At 52.9% G+C, this 19501-nt stretch carries 16 protein-coding genes; 11 read left to right on the forward strand and 5 right to left on the reverse strand.

The features are described from left to right. Positions 1-100 precede the first annotated feature (100 nt). Positions 101-1405, forward strand: coding sequence for a lactate racemase domain-containing protein (locus VA597_RS05575; RefSeq protein ID WP_128741819.1), 1305 nt, complete (start codon positions 101-103; stop codon positions 1403-1405). 74 nt (positions 1406-1479) lie between these two features. Here VA597_RS05575 and VA597_RS05580 read toward each other — a convergent pair whose 3' ends face one another. Then, positions 1480-2622 (reverse strand): ROK family transcriptional regulator, encoded by a 1143-nt coding sequence (locus tag VA597_RS05580; protein ID WP_128741820.1) that lies wholly within the window; start codon positions 2620-2622, stop codon positions 1480-1482. 322 nt (positions 2623-2944) lie between these two features. Between VA597_RS05580 and VA597_RS05585 the strand changes: the two genes are divergently transcribed. From VA597_RS05585 to xylB, 6 genes are read left to right on the forward strand one after another with little or no spacing between them, the layout of a single operon-like run. Next, on the forward strand, positions 2945-4471 hold the full coding sequence (locus VA597_RS05585; RefSeq protein WP_128741821.1) for a sugar ABC transporter ATP-binding protein: 1527 nt from the start codon (positions 2945-2947) through the stop codon (positions 4469-4471). Beyond that, entirely contained in the window at positions 4452-5450 is a 999-nt protein-coding gene (locus VA597_RS05590) for an ABC transporter permease (RefSeq protein ID WP_442861473.1), read from the forward strand. The genes VA597_RS05585 and VA597_RS05590 overlap by 20 nt, the downstream gene beginning before the upstream one ends. Positions 5451-5481: 31 nt before the next feature. After that, positions 5482-6510 carry a sugar ABC transporter substrate-binding protein gene (locus tag VA597_RS05595; RefSeq protein WP_128741822.1) on the forward strand — a complete coding sequence of 343 codons (1029 nt, stop codon included), beginning with the start codon at positions 5482-5484 and terminating at the stop codon, positions 6508-6510. A gap of 37 nt (positions 6511-6547) precedes the next feature. Beyond that, entirely contained in the window at positions 6548-6673 is a 126-nt protein-coding gene (locus VA597_RS05600; protein WP_326975495.1) for a hypothetical protein, read from the forward strand. 38 nt (positions 6674-6711) lie between these two features. Then, the gene (locus VA597_RS05605) at positions 6712-7752 is read left to right on the forward strand and encodes an NAD(P)-dependent alcohol dehydrogenase (RefSeq protein WP_128741823.1); all 1041 of its coding nucleotides are present in this window, start codon (positions 6712-6714) and stop codon (positions 7750-7752) included. A 19-nt stretch (positions 7753-7771) separates the two neighbouring features. Then, positions 7772-9319, forward strand: coding sequence for a xylulokinase (xylB, locus tag VA597_RS05610; RefSeq protein WP_128741824.1), 1548 nt, complete (start codon positions 7772-7774; stop codon positions 9317-9319). Between the two features lie 128 nt (positions 9320-9447). Here the strand turns inward: xylB and VA597_RS05615 are convergent, their stop codons facing one another. Then, positions 9448-10011: an NUDIX hydrolase gene (locus tag VA597_RS05615; protein ID WP_128741825.1), complete on the reverse strand. Its 564-nt coding sequence runs from the start codon at positions 10009-10011 to the stop codon at positions 9448-9450. A 79-nt stretch (positions 10012-10090) separates the two neighbouring features. Further along, entirely contained in the window at positions 10091-12103 is a 2013-nt protein-coding gene (locus VA597_RS05620; RefSeq protein ID WP_326975498.1) for a sigma-54 interaction domain-containing protein, read from the reverse strand. 322 nt (positions 12104-12425) lie between these two features. Here VA597_RS05620 and VA597_RS05625 point away from each other — a divergent pair, with 322 nt between their 5' ends. The 4 genes from VA597_RS05625 (at position 12426) to VA597_RS05640 (ending at position 17241) form a co-directional block, all read left to right on the forward strand. After that, positions 12426-13208: an enoyl-CoA hydratase/isomerase family protein gene (locus VA597_RS05625; protein ID WP_128741828.1), complete on the forward strand. Its 783-nt coding sequence runs from the start codon at positions 12426-12428 to the stop codon at positions 13206-13208. A gap of 52 nt (positions 13209-13260) precedes the next feature. Then, on the forward strand, positions 13261-14487 hold the full coding sequence (locus VA597_RS05630) for a CaiB/BaiF CoA transferase family protein (RefSeq protein WP_128741829.1): 1227 nt from the start codon (positions 13261-13263) through the stop codon (positions 14485-14487). Further along, a complete protein-coding gene (locus VA597_RS05635) occupies positions 14487-15800 on the forward strand; it encodes a GntP family permease (RefSeq protein ID WP_128741830.1) in 1314 nt (437 codons plus the stop codon). The genes VA597_RS05630 and VA597_RS05635 overlap by 1 nt, the downstream gene beginning before the upstream one ends. Before the next feature lie 124 nt (positions 15801-15924). Next, positions 15925-17241, forward strand: a complete 1317-nt coding sequence (locus tag VA597_RS05640; protein WP_128741831.1) for a GntP family permease — start codon at positions 15925-15927, stop codon at positions 17239-17241. A gap of 158 nt (positions 17242-17399) precedes the next feature. Here VA597_RS05640 and VA597_RS05645 read toward each other — a convergent pair whose 3' ends face one another. Beyond that, positions 17400-18266, reverse strand: a complete 867-nt coding sequence (locus VA597_RS05645) for a MaoC/PaaZ C-terminal domain-containing protein (RefSeq protein ID WP_128741832.1) — start codon at positions 18264-18266, stop codon at positions 17400-17402. Positions 18267-18278: 12 nt separating this feature from the next. Further along, complete coding sequence (locus VA597_RS05650) at positions 18279-19421, reverse strand: acyl-CoA dehydrogenase family protein (protein ID WP_326975500.1); 1143 nt, start codon at positions 19419-19421, stop codon at positions 18279-18281. Between the last annotated feature and the right edge of the window lie 80 nt (positions 19422-19501).

Genomic DNA, 19501 nt, shown 5'->3' on the forward strand with positions numbered 1-19501 from the left:
GGGACGCCGATGGACACAACTGCATTAAAAATCCGCGCGAGAAAGCTGCATGCAATGATGTCCATCATCGCATGCAGCTTTCTGAATCTGGAGGGATTGGATGAGCGAAAAATACAGAGACAGTCAGTGGGATGGCAATCGTGTCATTGACAACCTGTTGAAAGAGATTGCATTGCCAAGGATGTTCAGGGTAAAGCAGGAATTCGACGATCATAGCATTAAAAATATTGCCGAAGCTGTCCACAAGGAATTTCAAAAGGAAAAAATCCGCGGCACGATCCGGCCGGGGATGCGAATTGCGATCACGGCGGGCAGCAGGGGCCTTGACCGGATTCAGGAGCTGCTGAAAGCAATTGTTGATGAGGTCAAAGCACTGGGAGGAAGCCCTTATCTGGTTCCCACGATGGGAAGTCATGGCGGGGGGACGGCGAAGGGCCAGAAGGAATTTCTGGCCGGTATGGGGGTCACGGAGGCGGCGATGGGCGTGCCGATCCGGTCAACCATGGAAGTGAAGCTGATCGGGCGCAACGAAGACGGAAACCCGGTCTATATTGACAGGTATGCGGCGGAAGCAGACGGCGTCATTGTTGTCAACCGCGTCAAACCCCATACGAATTTTCACGGTTCCTACGAAAGCGGGCTGATGAAGATGATGACCATCGGCCTGGGCAAGAATACCGGAGCCTCCGTTTGCCACAGTATGGGCTGGGACAATATGACGCATAATGTCGAGGCGTTTGGAACGGGCGTGCTGAAATACGCGAATATCCTGTTCGGCATTGCAACGATTGAGAATGCTTTTGATCAGACCTGTATGATTACAGGCCTTACACCGGAAGAAATTCCTCAAAGGGAACCGGAGCTTCTGAAGATGGCAAAAGAAAAGATGCCGAGGATTCTTTTCCCGGAGTTTGACATTCTCATCGTGGACCAGATCGGCAAGAATTTCAGCGGCAGCGGGATGGACCCCAATATAACCGGGGTATCCGGAAATCCGAAAGTTGGCGGTGATCCCAAAGTCGATCTCCGTCTCGTGCTGGACCTCAGCAACGGAACTCACGGAAATGCGACCGGTTTGGGATTGGCTGATTTTTCAACAAAACGCGTATTTGACAAAATTGACTTCGATGCGGGATATCCCAATTCGCTTACCTCCAGAACGACGGCCGGAGGGAAGATACCAATCATTTTAAAGAACGATCAAACGGCGATCAAAAGCGCGATCTTTACCTGCACCGGGATCGGAGAAAAAGGTCCCCGCATTGTGCGGATTCCGAATACTTCCCACATTCAGTGCATTGATCTTTCGGAAGCGATGCTTGAAGAAGCGCAAAGCAATCCCCGCATTCAGATTTTAGAGCAGCCTCATGAGCTTTGCCTGAATGCGGAAGGCAATCTTTTTTAAAGCTGGACAGCCCGGCGGTTGAAATGACCGCCGGGCTGTTCTTTTTGCGGAGAAGATCGATTTGTTCGGAAACGTCAAATGCCGTTGATGAACTGATCGATGTGCATCAGCGCCGCGCCCACGGCGATTGATTCGAGTTTATACTGACAGACTTCCACATAGCTGCTGTCTTTTTCGAAAGTGTTGCGCTGTTCGACAATATTTTTCAGCAAATCGATGTATTGATCCATGTAGCTGCCGACATAACCGCCGACAATGACTTTGCAGTCGAACAGCATCCTGAGATTGTTGATGGCGATGGAGAGGTAATAGAGATATTCCTGCCAGATGGCCTTGTGCGGTTCACTGCCCGCCCGGACCAGGTCGAAAAATTTGGAGAGGTTCCCGTCGGCGCTGTCCGACAGGATGTGGGCGGAGCAGTAGGCGTCCACGCAGCCTTTTTCCCCGCAGTAGCAGAGCCTTCCGTTCGGGACGATGGTCATGTGCCCGAATTCACCGCTGCGTTCGTTCTCCCCGGAATAAATTTTGTTGTCGATCAGAATGGAGCCGCCCACGCTGTCGCTGAGGGACAGATAGACGACGTTGGAAGCGTTGTTCGATTTCCATAATTCTGCAAATCCGGCCGCGTTTGCGTCGTTGCACAGGGTACAGCGGTAAGAGATATATTGGGAAAAGCAATCCAGCGTACCGCCGGTAAATCCGAGCACGGGGGAGTACACAACCTTCCTCATGTCTTTTGAGATGATCCCCGGCACGGCGATGCCAACGCCGTAGATTTTTTCAGGGTCGATTTTTAAAGAAGAGACCCGGTTGTCAATCAAAGCCCCCAGCTCCCTGAAATATTCCTCCGAGTTGCTGAATTTTTTCCGAAGCCTTTCGTGCAGAATCACTTCGCCGCCCAGATTCACCACGACGATCCCGATATGGTTTCTGGTGATATCCAGTCCGATGGAGAAGGTAGCATCCCGATTGAACGAAATGGCCTTTGCCTTCCTTCCGCCGGTGGAATCGAACAGGCCGTGCTCCACAATCAAATTTTGTTCGCTCAGTTCTTTCAGGTTTTGCGAAACGGTGGGCAGGCTCATTTGCAGGGAATAGGCGATATCCTGCTTGGAAAGCGGCTCATTATGATATAAGAATCGGAAAATCCGATTCTTATTGTGCTTTTTCAGGTCGATATTGTTTGACAGCTCAGTCACGCCGCTGCTCTTTTTCATTTCATTTATTCACATCTTTTATAAAAATATCATTTAAAACTATCTATAGTCTAATCTTATTTTGAGTCACTTTCAATAGGCAGTTCGAAAAAATCCGCCCATTTGTAAATATTTTAACAATTTTACAAAATTCCCAAAATGAAATGTTAAATAATTGCTAAAAACTTTCCGATATATTTTTGTGAATGTATTGACATTATACAGCGCGGGAGTTATACTGAAACTTGTTAAATTAGTTTTGCAAAATATTTTAAAAAAGATTGCGCCATTCGACTTGATTCGGCGCAGCGCGGTACGAAATCCGCAAGTGAGGGGGATTGTATTGGAACAGCCGGTCAAATTGAGAGTCTCCAATATCAATAAGTCTTTTCCCGGGGTAAAAGCGCTCGATCAGATCAATTTCACCGTGCGAAAGGGAACGGTCCACGTATTGTGCGGGGAGAACGGCGCCGGAAAATCTACGCTGATGAAGATCATCAACGGCATTTATCAGCCGGACTCCGGACAGATCTACATTGATGAACAGCCGGTCAAAATCCACAGCCCCATTCAGGCGGGCAGTTACGGCATTTCGATGATCCCCCAGGAGCTGGCCTATGTTCCGGAGATGACGGTCGAGGAAAACATGTTTCTTGGCAAATGGCCGAAGAACAGGATGGGGAGCATAGACTGGGGGAAAATCCGGCAGCAGACGAAGGCGCTTTTGGAACAGGAGAAACTTCCGTTTTCTCCGGCGACCAGGCTGAGGGACCTTTCGGTTTCAAACGTGCAGATGCTTGAGATCCTGAAGGCGGTTTCCAATAACGCTCAGATCATCATCATGGATGAGCCCACCTCCGCCATCACCAACAAGGAAGTCGCCGTTTTATTCGACAAGATCAGAAATCTGAAACGTCAGGGCGTATCGATTATCTACATATCTCACAAACTGGACGAAATTTTCCAGATTGCGGATGACATCACGGTGATGCGCGACGGCGCGGTGGTCCGGTCGGCCCCGAGCGAAGAATGGGATATCGACAGGATCATCACCATGATGGTCGGAAGAAAACTGGACAGCAACTACCCCAAAGAGGAGATCGCTCAGGGTCCGCGCGTTCTGGAAGCGCAAAACCTCAGCGGCGGCATTTTCCGGAATATTTCCTTTCACGTGAACGCGGGAGAGATCGTCGGCTTCGCCGGACTGATGGGAGCCGGGCGGACGGAAGTGATGCGCGCGCTGTACGGCCTGGACCCGCTTTTTTCCGGGACGGTGAAGGTGGACGGAAGGGAAATCCGGATCCGGAGCGTGAAGGACAGCATCCGGAAGGGAATCGTGATGCTGTCGGAGGACCGCAGAAGATACGGCATTATCCCGATGCGGAGCGTCAAGGAAAACACCACGCTGGCAAGGCTGGATTCCATTTTTAAAAATGCCCATCTGCATTCCCGCCTTGAAACAAAAATCGTGTCCGAAATGTTTGAAAAAATGCAGGTGAAGACCCCGACGCTCGATACCCCTCTCGAATCCCTGAGCGGGGGAAACCAGCAAAAGGTCATCCTTGCGAAATGGATCATCTGCGACCCGAAGATTTTGATCCTCGACGAACCCACCAGAGGGATCGACGTCGGCGCGAAGTACGAGATTTACAAGCTGATGACGCAGCTTGTAAAACAGAACCGGGCTATCATTATGATTTCCTCCGAGCTGCCGGAGCTGATCGGCATGTGCGACAGGATCTATGTCATGAACCAGGGAAATATCACGGGAGAAATCCGACGGGATACTTTTTCGCAGGAGCTTATCATGAAGTATGCCACCGGAATATTGAAAGAGGATGTGAACATCAGTGATCACCAAAGCGCGTAATTTTCGGTCCGCCTGGTCGAAAGCGACCAAACAATACAGCATTTTTCTGGTTCTGGCGGTCTTGTTTCTGATTTGTTCCTTTGCCAATGAAAATTTCCTTTCCTCCGGGAACCTGCTCAATATTTCGCGGCAGATATCGGTCACCACGATTCTGGCCTTCGGGCAGACGATTCTGATCATCTGCGGAATGCTGGACCTCTCCGACTCGGCGGTGCTCGCCCTTTCGGGCGTGTTCGCCGTTTCCGCCTATAAGGCGTCGCACTCCCTGCTGCTGGCTTTTGTGGTCGGCCTGCTGACCGGCGTGGCCTGCAACCTTGTCAACGCGGTGATGGTGGCGTCTTTCAGGGCGCCCGCGTTCATCGCGACTCTGGCGATGCAGGCGATGGCCAGGGGGCTGGCGCTGTTTTACACGAAGGGCCAGAATATTCTGAAGATTGACCGTTTCACTGTTTTCGGACAGGGTTCCGTGATGGGAATCCCCATTCCGGTGATCTTTCTCGTGATTACCCTGGCGATCACCTGGTACCTTTTGAACCAGACGGCGTTCGGACGGTCCATGTTCGCCATCGGCGGCAATGAGGAGGCGTCCATCGCCTCCGGGATCAACACGAAAAAGCAGAAATACATCGCGTTCATGGTCAACGGCCTGATGGTCGGCCTTGCGGGCATCCTGTTCATGTCCCGCGTGAACGCCGGCCTTCCGAACGGCGCCGTGAATTACGAAACACAGGCCATCACCGCCACGATCATCGGCGGAACGAGCTTCACGGGCGGCATCGGAACGGCTTCAGGCACCATCGCCGGCGCGTTCATCGTCGGTTTCCTGGACAACATCATGAACCTTTCCGGCGTGGATTCCTACATTCAGCAGATTGTCCGCGGCGCGATCATTGCGGTCGCCGTGATCTACGATATCCAGGCGAAAAACCGCAGGGTAAAAAGCCACCTTGGGAATATTTCCGAAAAATCTGAAAGCTGATCCAATTTATTACATATTAGGAGGAGTTTTTATGAAAAGGCAAGTTTCCCTGATCCTGTCACTGCTGCTGGTTGCAGCTACGCTGGGCGGCTGTTCCAGCGCATCCACCGCCGGCAGCGCGCCTCAGAACGCGCAGTCCGCCGCATCCGGCGCCGCTTCGGCCTCGAGCGCCGCGGCATCCGCCAAATACCGGATCGCCTTTGTGGCGAGGGCCCAATCCGATTCCTTCGCGGCCTGGCTGGCCAATGCCATGAAGAGCGAAGCGGAGAAATATTCCGACGTCCAGCTTGAAATTTTTGACGGCGAAGCAAACGACGACAAGGAAAACACCATGATCGAAAATGCCATCACAAACAAATTCGACTGCATCGTCGTCCAACCGAACAACGGAGAGGCCCAAAGACCTTATGTGGAAAAAGTTGTGGCGGCGGGAATCCAGGCCATCACGACAAATGCGGCGATCACCGGAATCGAAGGTGCGTCTTTCGTGGACGCCGACCCATACAAGCAGGCTTCCGTCAGCGCCGAGAGGGCCGTCAAGGAAGTCCCCAAAAACGCAAACGTCGTGGTCTTAAAAGGACCCTCCGGCAATTTTCACGCCGATCAGAGGCGCGTCGCGTGGAAGGAAGTTTTCTTTGACAAGCGCCCGGACGTCAAGATCGTCGGGGAGCAGATCGCCAACTGGAACAAGGATGAAGCCATGAACTACATGGAGGACTGGATCCAGTCCAACAGCAAGATCGACGCGATCATTTCCATGAACGACAACATGTGCGCGGGCGCGCTGGAAGCCGTCAAGGGCAACTCCAATTTCTCCAAGATCCTTGCCTACGGCGTCGACGGCACGGCAGAGGCCTGCCTGCTGATCCAGGACGGCAAAATGACCTCGACCTGCCTGCAGAACGCTTACACTCTGGCGGAAAAAATAATGTCGACCGCTCATGACCTGCTGACCGGCAAGGAAAAGAAGGTCGAGACAAGAATCGACTGCCCGCTCATTACAAAGGACAATGTCCAGCAGTATATCGATATGTACAAGAAGACGGGAGATATCAAGTAAACCGTTTAAGCCGTTTTTCAGCAGGCGTCTTCAGGAAATGCCGATTGAATCACAGCACGCACAAACCGGGGCGGCTCTTGTCCGGCAGGTTTGGAAAAGTGAAACCTGCCGGGCAAAAATTCGCTGGGCCGGCGTGGAATCCGACACCAATCACGGCCCCTGAAAAGATCTTATTATTGATTTGGAGGATACACTGGAGAAATGGAAAACAAAGCGTTTTACATGACCGGATTGAAAAAGATGGAAATGCGGGAGATTCCCGTTCCGGATCCGGCTGATGACGAAGTTTTGATCAAGCTGGAATATGCCGGGATTTGCGGGTCCGACGTGCATTACTACGAAAATGGCAGAATCGGCGATTTTGTTGTGGAGGGGGACTTTATCCTGGGGCACGAGTGCGCGGGCACGGTGATTGGGACCGGCAGTCAGGTCAATCACCTGAAAGCCGGCGACAGGGTCGCGCTGGAACCGGGCCGCACCTGCGGGAAGTGTATTTTCTGCAAAACCGGCCGATATAATCTCTGTCCCGGCGTCAGATTTTTGGCGACGCCTCCCTATCAGGGCTGCCTTATGAACTACATTGCTTATCCGGCAGACATGTGCTTTCGTCTGCCCGAAAATTTCAGCACGAAAGAGGGAGCGCTGATTGAACCGCTTTCCGTCGGAATTCACGCGGCGAGGCAGGGAAATGTCAGTCTGGGATCGTCGGTCGTGATCCTTGGGGCCGGATGCATCGGGCTGGTGACGCTGCTTGCCTGCAAAGCGCATGGAGCGGCGGATATTACGGTCGTGGATGTCATTCCGAAGCGGCTTGAATTTGCGCAAAAACTGGGTGCGACCCGCGTAATCAACGCAGCCGAAGAAGACGCGCGCGAAGTGATGGAGAAAATCACTGAAGGCGCGGGGACGGAAATTGTGATCGAAACCGCGGGGTCGGCCAAAACCGTTGCCCAGACGCCGTATCTGGTCAGCCGTGGAGGAAGAATCGTCCTGGTCGGCATGGCGCAGGAGGATGTGATTCCCTATAACTTCGCGAAAATCATGGCGAAGGAGGCGGAGATTCATTCCGTTTTTCGCTATCGGAACATCTATCCCCGGGCGATTCAGGCGGTTGAAACGGGGATCATAGATATTTCTCAGATTGTTACGCACGAATTTGAGTTTGAAGAAACAGCAAAAGCGTTTGATTTTGTCATTAGCCATAAGCAGGATGTTGTAAAAGCGGTTATTAAAATCGACTAGTGATTTTCAGGAGCATAAAATGGAGTATTTAATTGGTTCCGATCTGGGCACTTCAGGGGCGAAGACCGTACTGTTTGATTCTTCAGGGACGGCTGTTGCGTCAAAGACGCTGGAATATGCGCTTTACCAGCCGCAGAACGGATGGGCGGAGCAGGACCCGGAAGACTGGTGGAACGCGGTCCGCGACGGGATCCGCTCGGTCCTTTCCGAAAGCGGCGTTCCGGCGGGGAACATCCGCGGCATCGGGCTTTCCGGGCAGATGCACGGCCTGGTCATGCTGGACCGGGACGGGAATCCGCTGAGAAAGGCGATTATCTGGTGCGACCAGCGCACGGACCGGGAATGTGAGAAGATGAACACCCTGATCGGTCCGCGGAAGATGGTGGAGATCACCGCAAACCCCGCCATGACCGGTTTCACAGCGGCTAAAATTCTGTGGGTCAAAGACAACCAGCCGGAAATTTACGAAAAGTGCGCGCACATTCTTCTGCCGAAAGACTATATCCGGTACCGGCTGACGGGGGAGTTCGCCACCGATGTGTCGGACGCGGCCGGAATGCAGCTTATGGACGTCCCGAACCGGTGCTGGTCGGAGGAAATCCTTTCAAAACTTGACATCGACCGGTCGCTGATGGCGACGATTTACGAATCGCCGGAAATAACGGGCAGAGTTCATCGGACGGCGGCGGAACTGACCGGTCTGCCGGAGGGGACTCCTGTGGTCGGCGGGGCGGGGGACAATTCTGCGGCCGCGGTCGGGACCGGTGTGGTGGGGCCCGGAAAAGCGTTTACGACTCTGGGGACTTCGGGTGTGGTTTATACGATAGCCGACCGGGCCTCCATCGACCCCAAAGGACGCATCCACACATTCTGTGCTCCGATTCCCGGCAAGTGGACGCTGATGAGCTGCACTCAGGCGGCGGGGCTTTCGCTCAAATGGTTCCGGGACCAGTTCTGCGCACAGGAAATTTCAGATGCGAAAGGGGAACGGATTGATCCGTATGTTCTCATGGATCGGGAGGCGGAGGCCGTTCCCTGCGGTTCGGACGGACTTCTGTATCTGCCGTATCTGATGGGGGAGCGTTCTCCGCATCCGAACGCGGATTGCAGGGGTGTTTTTTTCGGCCTGTCCGCGATTCATACCCGCGCCCATCTGATCCGCGCCGTCATGGAGGGGGTTGCCTATTCCCAGTTGGAGTGCGTGGATGTTTTCCGCGAACTGAACTGCGAAATTGACAGCATGACGGTGTGCGGCGGCGGAGCAAGGAGCCGTCTGTGGAGGCAGATGCTTGCCGATCTGTATTCCTGCCCCGTGAACACACTGCAAACCGACGAGGGCCCGGCGCTGGGAGCGGCCATTCTTGCCGGAACGGGCTGCGGGGTATTTTCTTCCGTGGAAGAGGGCTGCGGCCGGATTATTCATCAGAAAGCGGTTCAGGAACCTGATCCGCTGCGGCACGCGGCATACGCTCCCTACTATCGGCTCTATCGAAAGATTTATCTTGATCTTTTGGATGATTTCAGCATTCTTCACCACATCCGGGCGAATGGGGAAGAAAGACTCTGAGTCCCGGGCGGTTTGTATCCCAAAACAGGAAAAAGCGGTTTTCTCTCAAACAAAAGGGTCGAAAGACCGGCGTTTGAAAGAAAGCCGCTTTTTTTAAATAAGGCGAGAGCGTTCAGCCGGCATTGACGTCAATCCGCCGCTGTCCCCGCAACCGCGGCGGAAGAGATCATCTCCAGTTCCGTAATCCGAATGCAGTTCGGGGCTTTCCCGTTTTTCACCATGTCGATGCACCTGTCCCAATCCATCCACAGGACGTCATCCACTTCCGATTTCTGCACCGTAAACTCTCCGGCTTCCTGATCTCTCCAGAGCGCGTAAACATTGCTGACCTGATTGTCCCAAAATTCCTGTCCGTGAAACATCTTACGGTACTCGAACTGACGGCGCCCGCAATAGATGAGTTCCTCTTCGGCCGCATCGACTCCGAGTTCTTCCTTCAATTCTCTCAGCGCCGACTCCAGAAAGCCTTGTCCGGAGGGGATATGTCCGGCGCTCGAGATATCGTAGCAGCCCGGATAGGAATCTTTGTCCAGACTCCTTTTCTGCAGCAATACCTGTGTCTGTCCGTTGTGTTTTCTGAGAATCCACACATGGGAGGTCCGGTGACGAATCCCGCACCGGTGTGCGGCTTCGCGCGTCACCGTTTTTCCCGTAGGCGTTCCGTTCTCATCCACGATGTCCAGCAATTCCATTTAATGCATTCTCCCGCCTTGGCCGTATGTGTATTTTCTGCGATTTTTGTTTACGATTGAAATCCGGGCTTGAGGGTTGCTATTTACTGAGCAGACCGTAATTCTTGAGCCAGCGGTAAAGCGTTTTTCTTGATATCCCCAAATATTTGGCCGTATTGGTTTTGTTGTACAGATTCTGACGGAGTGCCTCACTGATCTTTTCCTTTGAAGCCGCCGGCGTTTCGGGGGGATCATCGGCGGAAACAATCCGGGCTTCCTCAGCCTCCGCCTGGGTTTTATTGCTTGCCGTAGGACTGGAGTCAAAGCTGAAATCGTCCGAGAGGCCGAGATACTCTTTGATATGCATCGGTTCGATGACGTCGATCGGATACAGTTGCACAATCCCTTCTATCAGATTTTGCAGCTCCCTTACATTTCCTTTCAAAGGAAGCCTGCAGAGAAGGGCTTTGGCTTCGTCGGATAACGTCATGATGTTCGGCTTTTGCGTTCGCCTTGACACGGCATGGATAAAATGTTCCGCCAGCAGAATAATATCATTTCCTCTTTCGCGAAGAGGAGGAATATTTAAACGCAGTGTGCTCAGCCTGTAATACAGATCGGCCCGGAATTTTTTCTGGTCGATCAATTGCTGCAGATTTGCATTTGTCGCTGCGATAATTCTGACATCGACATTTGTCACCACATTGCTGCCGATGCGCATAAAGCTTTTCTGCTCGATGACCCGAAGGAGAGTGGCCTGCAGCTCAAGCGGCATGTCGCCGATTTCATCCAGAAAAATAGTGCCGTTGTTGGCAAGCTCGAATTTGCCGATGTTTCCGGATTTTTTCGCGCCGGTAAAAGCGCCTTCTTCGTAACCGAAAAGTTCGCTGGTGATGAGGTCGTGCGGAAACGCGGCGCAGTTGACAACGATGAAGGGCTTATTCCTTCTTTCGCTGGCGTTATGGATGGCCTGAGCGAACATGTCTTTTCCGACGCCGCTTTCGCCCAAAATCAGAACGTTGCTGTCACTCTTCGCGATCATCTTTGCCATCCGGATAGAGTTCTTGAATTTTCCGTCGTTGCCGAAAATGTTGTCGAAAGAAATAAAGGCGTTGTCGCCGACAGGTTTTGATATGCCGGAGGAAATTTTCTTTGAGGTGGAGATGAAAAATCGGATCCCGCGGAATCTCAGATGCTCCTGCCAGTATGTCTCCGTTGAGACGGTGTAGTTGCTCTCCCTGCCCCGGATGCTCAGGACCATGTCCTCGGAGCTTATTTTTTTATTCTGCGCTATAATCTCCCAGAATTCTTTGTTTTTCGGCGGCGGATCAAAAAGCGTGTCAACGTCCCTGAAATACAGGTTTGAGTACGCAGTGTCGAGGACGCTGAAAATCTGTGAATTGTGATAGAGAATGTGGGGCTTTCCGTTTAAAGTATCTATATCGATGGATATGAGTCCTTTTGATTCGGTATAATGAAGCTCGTAAAAGCTGTTTCCCATATATAAATGCAGAGCGACGTCGTTTGCCGCCGCGACGGGCATCATCAGGTAATCCGGGTTGCTTTTTTCACGGGGGGCGATGAGCGCGATGCCTCCCATCAGGATGGCTTCGTGCGTTTTGTCGTCGTCCAGGATGAAAGGGGCGAAATAGACCGCGGTGCCGCAAAGGGCGCGGCAGTAATTTTCACTGCCGGCGACGGACACCGCTTTTCTCGTTTCAATGCCGATCGATACCGCGTTCGCGCCGATCGAATCCTCGTTCCAGCTGCTTTTCACCCTGATCTTCTGGTTGGAACACCAGTCCAGAAAATGGCTTCCTCCGTAGAGTTTCAGAAGGCAGCCCTTGCTGTCGAAAAGGGCGAATCCGATTTCCGAACTGACAAGGTATTGGGTGATCTGCAGAAGGAAGCGGTTCGAATAGGCATAAATTTTGATGGATTCGTCTTTGATTTTTTTAAAATCCTCATCGGAATAGATTTTGAAAGTATCGGTTTCCGGGTCGATTCCTTTTTCCAGACATCTTTTCCAGAAGAAAAGCAATGGCTCGGGAAGGCGGTTGACTAAATTGAAATCATGATGAAGGTTTTCCCATCTTTCCTGTTTCTTTTCCAATACAAAACACCCCCAATCGAAGCTTGGGTTCAGTATAGCACGGCAAACCTTTAATTTCAAACAGATCTCCATGTATCGATGTAACATCTCATGAGATACAGTTTGTATCATCCCAAACCATGCTACAATGACGGCTCTGACTTGATGCAGATTACTTAACAAAGAGACGGGCTGTGGATTGTACAATATCCACTAAGCGCAAAGAGGAATACTTGTGAAAGGACGATTTTTTCTTTCAAACCTTGTTTGGCATACAGATTGCTGTAAACTGAAGTGGTTAGCAGCATCAGCAATAATCCTTATCAGAGAAAGGGTGAGAACAGTGGAATACGAAGACATTCTTTTTGAGGCAAAGGACCGCGTTGCGTATATCACGGTTAACAGGCCGGCGGTGCTCAATGCTCTCAGAATGAAAACAAAACTGGAGCTCGAGGACGCGATCGACAAAATTGCGGCGGACAGCGATATTCTCGGGGTCATCATTACGGGAACAGGCAGGTCTTTCATCTCCGGAAACGATATCTCCGAGATCAGGGTGGACGTAAAAGGGGAAGAAACGGTCGCCATGTCTACACAGGCGCACCGGCTCTTCGACAAATTTGAAGCCGCCGGCAAACCGATTATCGCGGCTGTCAACGGTTTCGCAATGGGAGGGGGAACCGAGCTGGCTCTTGCCTGCGACATCAGGATCGCGAGTTCGAAGGCTGTCTTTGCTCTCCCCGAGGTTCATTTGGGAGTAGCCCCATGTTACGGCGGAACCCAGAGACTCCCAAGACTGATCGGAACGGGCATGGCGAAAGAAGTGCTGTTTACCGGAAGAAAGGTAAAAGCGGACGAAGCAAAGGCCATCGGACTTGTCAATAAAGTCGTCGAACCCGAAGAACTGATGAATGAAGCGGAGAGGATGATGCGCTCTATTTTGAGCAATGCGCCGATCGCGGTAAGAACCTGCAAAGAGCTTGTTAACAAAGGCATGACGATGAGTCTTGCCGACGGTCTTGTCTATGAAGCGGAATTAAACGGAAAGCTGGCCGAAACGCAGGACGCCAAAGAGGGGGTTCGATCGTTCTTTGAGAAAAGGGCCCCCGTATTTAAAAACAGATAATATTCCGATGCATCTGTCTTTCTTTTAAAAAAGAAACGAGGAGGATTTTTATATGTTTGATCAGCCATTGAAAGGAATCAGAGTAGTGGATTTCTGCACGCATGGAGCCGGTCCGGCTGCCTGCAAGATGCTTGCCGACTGGGGGGCGGACGTCGTCAAGATCGAGCCCCTCGAAGGCGAGGCCGGACGCTACACCAGCAAAGTCCTGGGAATGCGCGCCGATGAGGGCGACAATCCGCACTGTGAGCTTATCAACGCGAATAAGCGCTCGCTGCCCCTGAACCTTAAAACGGAGGGCGGCAGGGAGGCGATGGATCGGCTTCTGGCAACGGCGAATGTCTTTGTCTCAAATTACCGCATCAAAGCATTGTATAAGCTCGGCCTGGGCTATGAGGAAATGTCGGCGAAATATCCGAAGATCATCTGGGCGGTGCTGACTGGGTTTGGCCTGAACGGGGCCGCGGCGAATAACGCCGGGTTCGACACGGTGGCATTCTGGGCTCGCTCCGGGGCCATGATCGACCTGACGGAAAACGGTGAAATGCCGCTGACGCCTCCGTTTGCTCTCGGTGACTTCACAACCGCCTGTTCGCTCGCGGCTGGTGTCGCGGCGGCCTGTTACCAACAGGCTGTAACCGGAAAGGGGGAGAAGGTGATAACCTCTCTTTACGGACAGGGAATGTGGGTCAATTCCGCAATTCTTCAGGCGGTCTGCCACGGCAATCCGTGGCCGAAATCCCGCAAAAGACCCGACAGCCCCCTGCGCAACACCTATCAGTGCAAAGACGGCACCTGGGTCATGCTCGGGACCGTTATCTACGACCGCTATTTCCCTGTCATGTGCAGGATGATCGGACGGGAAGACCTGATCGACGATCCGCGTTTCAACACGGAAACGGCGGGAAAGGAAAATGCGGAGGCGTTCGTCGATATTCTAGACGCGGCTTTTGCCGCCAGGAATTTTGACGAATGGGACAAACTTCTGACGGAAAATGACATCGCTCACGACAGGGTTAATCATATTAAGGATACGGCAAACGATCCGCAGGCCTGGGACAACGGCTTTATTTACAAATATACCACGCGCGAAGGGAAGGAAGACCTCGTGGTCGGAACGCCCGTCAAGTTCGGCGCCTGCGAACCCGCTCCCCATAAAAACGCTCCGCTCCTGGGCGAACATACGGTGGAGATTCTGACGGAATTAGGTTACGGGAAGGATCAGATTGAGGAACTTGTCGATGCCGGTGCAACCGAAGTCCTGAATCATGGAGGAATCTGATGGAAGCGTTAAGTATTATCGGTATCATTGCCGCCTTGATATTAATGTGCTTTCTCATCTATAAGGGCACAAACATATTTGTTTCGGCAATCATAGCAGCAGTCATCATGGCGCTGACCGGCGGCGTCGGACTCAGCACCGCCTTAAGAACAAATTATATGGAAGGCTTTGTGGGTTTTGTGAAAAGCAACTTCCTCGTCTTTGTGTCGGGGGCCCTTCTCGGCAAGGTTTATGAGTCGACAAACGGAGCAAAGTCCATTGCGAGGATGATCGTTAAAGGAGCCGGGCCCAAGTTTGCCGCGGTTTCGATCCCGCTTGCGGTCGGCCTTATGACATACGGCGGCATTCAGGGATTTGTGCTTTGCTTTGCGATTTTCCCGATTGCGCTTGAGGTTTACAGAGCGGCGGATATCCCGAGAAGATTTATCCCCGCGGCAATCGTCATGGGGACCTGCACATGGTCCAGCTTCGGCCCCTACAACCCTCAGGTGCCAAACGTCGCGCTCGCGAACGCGATCGGCACGCAGCTGTCTGCGGGCGCCGTGATCGGCATGGTCGTGGTTGTGTTTGAAATTTTCATCAGTTTTCTTGTACTGAACTACCTGGTCAAAAAGGCAAAAGGCGCCGGAGAACATTTTGTCGCGAAAGATTTTGACAAGTTTGAGGACGATGCCCGGCTTCCGAACGGCTGGGCCGCGGTGCTTCCCCTGATTTTCATTCTTGTCATCATCAATATCAAAAGCGGCGGAAAGGCGGTCATGCCGGTCGAGTTCGGAGTGTTCCTCGGCGCCGTGCTTGCCTATCTGCTTATGTTTAAGTTCAGAACCGAAAAGAACGGTGAGATGAAGCAGGTGACCGAGGCGATCCAGAATGCCGTTACCGCGGCGGTCGCGACTTCTTCCGTTGTCGCCGTCGGCTCGGTCGCAAAAGGGGTCGCCGGATGGAATACCATCATCAATGGTCTCACAAACATTCCGGGGCCGCCCCTCATCTCTGCGGCGATCGGCTCCGTCCTGATCGGCGCGCTCTGCGCTTCCGCTTCCGGCGGCGCGGCTCTCATCGGACCGGTGTTCGCGCCTATCTATACGGCGCACGGCGTTGCCTTGGGCGCGCTGCACAGAACAATACTTACCGCCGCTCACGCCGGCGGGACTCTGCCGAATAACGGCACGGTCAATCTGAACATTCTTGGAATCGCGAAAGAATCCTATAAAAGCTCTTACGGCCCCATGTTCATAACCGTCACTTGCACGATCCTTGTCTCAACGGTCCTGTCCGTAATTCTGTTTACCCTGTTCCCCGGTCTGGCCTGATTGGGTTGATCCGTTTTCAATTAAAACAAATTCTGCAGCAGCGGTCCGAATCGCCTGGGTCAAAAAGCTGCTGCGGAATTGTGTAATTGACATCTTTGTTTTATAGAACAGAGAGGGGAAAAATATGAGTGTAGTAATTAGCGTGATCGGGATGTTGATTGCTTTGATCTGTCTGGCCCTTCTGGTTATGAAGGGCTACAATATCTACGTCATTGCAATCAGCATGTCGTTATTGGTCGCAATCACGGGCGGGATCGGCCTGTACAGCGCGTTGAAAGAAAATTACATGACCGGTTTCGTTGGATTTGTGAAAAGCAATTTCCTTATTTTCCTGGCGGGCGCCCTGATGGGAAAAGTCTATGAAATCACGGGGGGCGCAAAAGCGGTTGCCAGAGCCATGGTGAGGCTGTTCGGCACCCAGAATGCTCCGCTGGCCGTCGTTCTGGCGACGGGAATCCTGACCTACGGCGGCATTTCCGGGTTCGTCGTCTGCTTCTCGGTATTCCCGATCGCGCTCGAGATCTATCGCGCGGCGGATATTCCGAGGAGATTTACCCCGGGCACAATCATCTATGGCTGCTGCACCTTTTCCGCGATTGCTCCGGGCAATCCGCAGGTGGGCCAGGTGGTGCTGGTCAACGCCCTCGGGACCACGCTGATGTCCGGGGCGGTCATCGGGTTTGTCGCAACCGGCGTGACTCTTCTCATCGGGATTCTATGGCTGAACGCGATGGTGAAAAAAGCGAAGGCGAACGGCGAACACTTTATGGCAAAGCCGATGGACAATTTTCAGGACGACGCCGTTTTGCCCAATGCATGGCTTGCACTGTTTCCGCTGATCCTGACTTTGGTTGCCATCAATATTAAAATCAACGGCAGTTCGCTTGTCCCGGTTGAATACGGCGTCGCGCTCGGCGCCGCTCTGGCTTTTCTCGTGATGCGGAAGTACAGGACCGACTCGCTGCCCATCATGCAGCACGTCGGGGACGGGGTCAAGAATTCAATCACCGCGGTCTGCAATACGTCCAGCGTTGTGGGATTCGGCTCCGTTGTAAAAGCGGCGGTCGGATTTCCCGCCGTCATAAGCGCGATGACCTCAATGCCCGGACCCGATCTGATCGCCGTGGCTCTGGCGACAACGGTGATCGCCGGTGTCTGCGGGTCCGGTTCGGGAGGCCTGGGAATCGCCGCGCCTATTCTGGCGCCGATTTACACCGCGAGAGGCGTGACGCTGGCGGAGCTGCACAGGACGATGCTGGTTGCCTCCTCCGGACTTGACACGCTGCCTCATAACGGCTTTGTCGTAACCGTGATTAACGGTGTTGCGAATGAAACGCATAAAGACGCGTATATGCCGGTATTTTGGCTGACCGTCGTGATTCCTTTAATCTCGACGGCGGTGACGGTCCTGGGGTTCACTTTGTTTCCATACCTGCCGTAACCCTTATTTATTTTCAGCCTTTTGAAAAGCGTCCGCTGTGACGAAAGACAGCGGACGCTTTTATGCGGGAAAAAAACAGAAAGAGCGCATCGGTTTGCCCTATAAAGGCGGAACCAAAGCGCTCTTTTCTCATTTTTTTTCGTTCTTTGAAATCCGGGCTACTCCCAGTCGATTTCACCTTTCTCGAGTACCGGCCTTGAGTTCTGAAGGTCCATCAATCTGAAATAAGCCCTGCCGTCGCCGGCTTTCCAAAGGCTAAGCTCTATTTCTGTTCCCGGGAACAGGGGATTGCGCATCTGTGCTTCAATTGATTTGATGCGCTCCGGCTGGCCAGGAACGAGGTCCCTGACCGCAAGCCGGCAGGCAAAGCCGAAAGAGCAGAGTCCCTGCATGATCGGCCTGTCAAAGCCGCGCTGACGGGCTTCCTCGAGATCCACGTGCAGGCGGTTCGTGTCTCCCGACAGCCTGTAAAGAAGATGCTGGTTTGGGGCGACAAAATCCTTTTCAGTGAAATCTGGCTCCCTTTCAGGGAAGACGACGGTGCTCTTCGGGTAGGGAGGAGCGCTGGGCACGGAATAGGCGCCGAAGATGGTGTCACCGACGTTGGTGAAAACCTTTGCGCCGGACTCATCGTAAGCCGTGAGCTCGCTTCTTACAACCGCGCCCTTGCCGTTTCTGTCATAAACTTCCGTGATGATGTCCTCGATCGTCAGTCTTGCGCCCATGGGGGCGATGGGCTGATGAAGGATCAGCTTATGCGCCATGTGAAAGCTGCCCTCCTGGTCGAGATTCAGGGAGAAGGTGACATTGCGGGGCAGGTCCCTGTGCGGGGTGATGCCGAAGGTGCCCCAGTAGGGGACGACCCCATAGGTAGGCAGGGCTTTCAGCCCGACTTCGTACTGGTATTGCGTCTCGTTGTCCTTTGCGCCGACCCCGGCGGCGTAGAGCGCGATGTCGCGCCAGGCATACTCGAAAGTTTCTTTTCCGGTCGTGGTGCCGATAATGTTTCTGCTGAGTTCCTTCACGGAAAGACCTCCTTACTTATCCGATTTTGAAAGCAGGCCCGCGAGAACAACCTGCTGAATCTGATTGGTGCCTTCGAATATTTCAAAGATCTTTGCGTCGCGCATCAGCTTTTCAACGGGATAGTCCTTCATGTATCCGTAGCCTCCGAGGACCTGCACGGCATGGGAAGCCACCTGGGACGCGCTTTCCGAAATGAATATTTTTGCCGAGGCTCCCATTCCGTTCAGGGGCTGTTTTTCATCCAATAGCCTGGCGATGTACATCAGCGTGCCGTGTGAAACCTGCGTGAGCTTGAGCATGTCGGCAAGCAGAAAGGAAAGTCCCTGAAATTTGATGATGGGCATGTTGAAGGAGGTGCGTTCCTTTGCGAATCTGGTCGCCTCGTCGACGGCCCTCATCATGAGTCCGGCCGCAAAGGTCATCGTCTGGGGACGGACCGCCTCCATGTTTTTCATTACGATGGAAAAGCCCTTTCCCTCCCGGCCGATAATGTGGTCGGCGGGAACCCTGATTTCGTCGAAGATCACTTCGTTGGTGGGGGAGAGCCTGAGCCCCATTTTGTCCTCGTGTTTCCCGATCTGGACACCGCGCTCCTTTTCGACAAGAAAAAGCGTAATTCCTTTGTGCTTCAGGCTTTTGTCGATCGTTGCGGCCACAATGAAGTAATCCGCGATTTCCCCGCAGCTGATAAATGTTTTGTTGCCGTTAATGATGTATTCGTCGCCGTCGCGTTTGGCCGTCGTGGTGATTGCCCCCGCGTCGGACCCGGCCGCCGGCTCCGTCAGACAGAAGGCGAAAACTTTTCCGGCTAGGAGCTGCTCGGACGCCCATCGCTTTTGCTCTTCCGTGCCGCCGATGAAGATCGAGTCGGCGGACATGCTGCCCGCGTGAAAGCTGAACGCAAATCCGGTGTCGTAGTAGCCCAGCGTTTCGTTCAGAAGAAACTGAGTTTCAAAATTCATTCCCAGACCGCCGTATTCCTCCGGAACCTCTACGGCATATAATCCGGCCTTGAACAGACTCTGAAAGACATCCGTCGGGAATCTGCTGGTTTTATCGCATTCTTCAAGCTGCGGGACAAGCTCCTTCTCCAGAATTCCCTTTGCGAGGTCAACAATGTCCCGCTGTTCCTCGTTCATAATTCTATCAACCATTTGAACACCTCAGATCGTTTTTATTGGGTTCGCCTTGGGCTCAGGGCCCGAGGCCGCCGGAAAAATCGGGATAACAGGCT

The sequence above is a fragment of the Caproicibacter sp. BJN0012 genome (genome assembly GCF_035986805.1).
Lineage (GTDB): Bacteria > Bacillota > Clostridia > Oscillospirales > Acutalibacteraceae > Caproicibacter.

Bases quoted from the DNA above. Each gene is read 5' to 3' on its own strand.
- VA597_RS05575 (WP_128741819.1), top strand. From the start codon at position 101: ATGAGCGAAAAATACAGAGACAGTCAGTGGGATGGCAATCGTGTCATT.
- VA597_RS05600 (WP_326975495.1), top strand. From the start codon at position 6,548: ATGCCGATTGAATCACAGCACGCACAAACCGGGGCGGCTCTTGTCCGG.
- VA597_RS05595 (WP_128741822.1), top strand. From the start codon at position 5,482: ATGAAAAGGCAAGTTTCCCTGATCCTGTCACTGCTGCTGGTTGCAGCT.
- VA597_RS05605 (WP_128741823.1), top strand. From the start codon at position 6,712: ATGGAAAACAAAGCGTTTTACATGACCGGATTGAAAAAGATGGAAATG.
- VA597_RS05615 (WP_128741825.1), bottom strand. From the start codon at position 10,011: ATGGAATTGCTGGACATCGTGGATGAGAACGGAACGCCTACGGGAAAA.
- VA597_RS05630 (WP_128741829.1), top strand. From the start codon at position 13,261: ATGTTTGATCAGCCATTGAAAGGAATCAGAGTAGTGGATTTCTGCACG.
- VA597_RS05650 (WP_326975500.1), bottom strand. From the start codon at position 19,421: ATGGTTGATAGAATTATGAACGAGGAACAGCGGGACATTGTTGACCTC.
- VA597_RS05635 (WP_128741830.1), top strand. From the start codon at position 14,487: ATGGAAGCGTTAAGTATTATCGGTATCATTGCCGCCTTGATATTAATG.
- xylB (WP_128741824.1), top strand. From the start codon at position 7,772: ATGGAGTATTTAATTGGTTCCGATCTGGGCACTTCAGGGGCGAAGACC.
- VA597_RS05640 (WP_128741831.1), top strand. From the start codon at position 15,925: ATGAGTGTAGTAATTAGCGTGATCGGGATGTTGATTGCTTTGATCTGT.
- VA597_RS05580 (WP_128741820.1), bottom strand. From the start codon at position 2,622: ATGAAAAAGAGCAGCGGCGTGACTGAGCTGTCAAACAATATCGACCTG.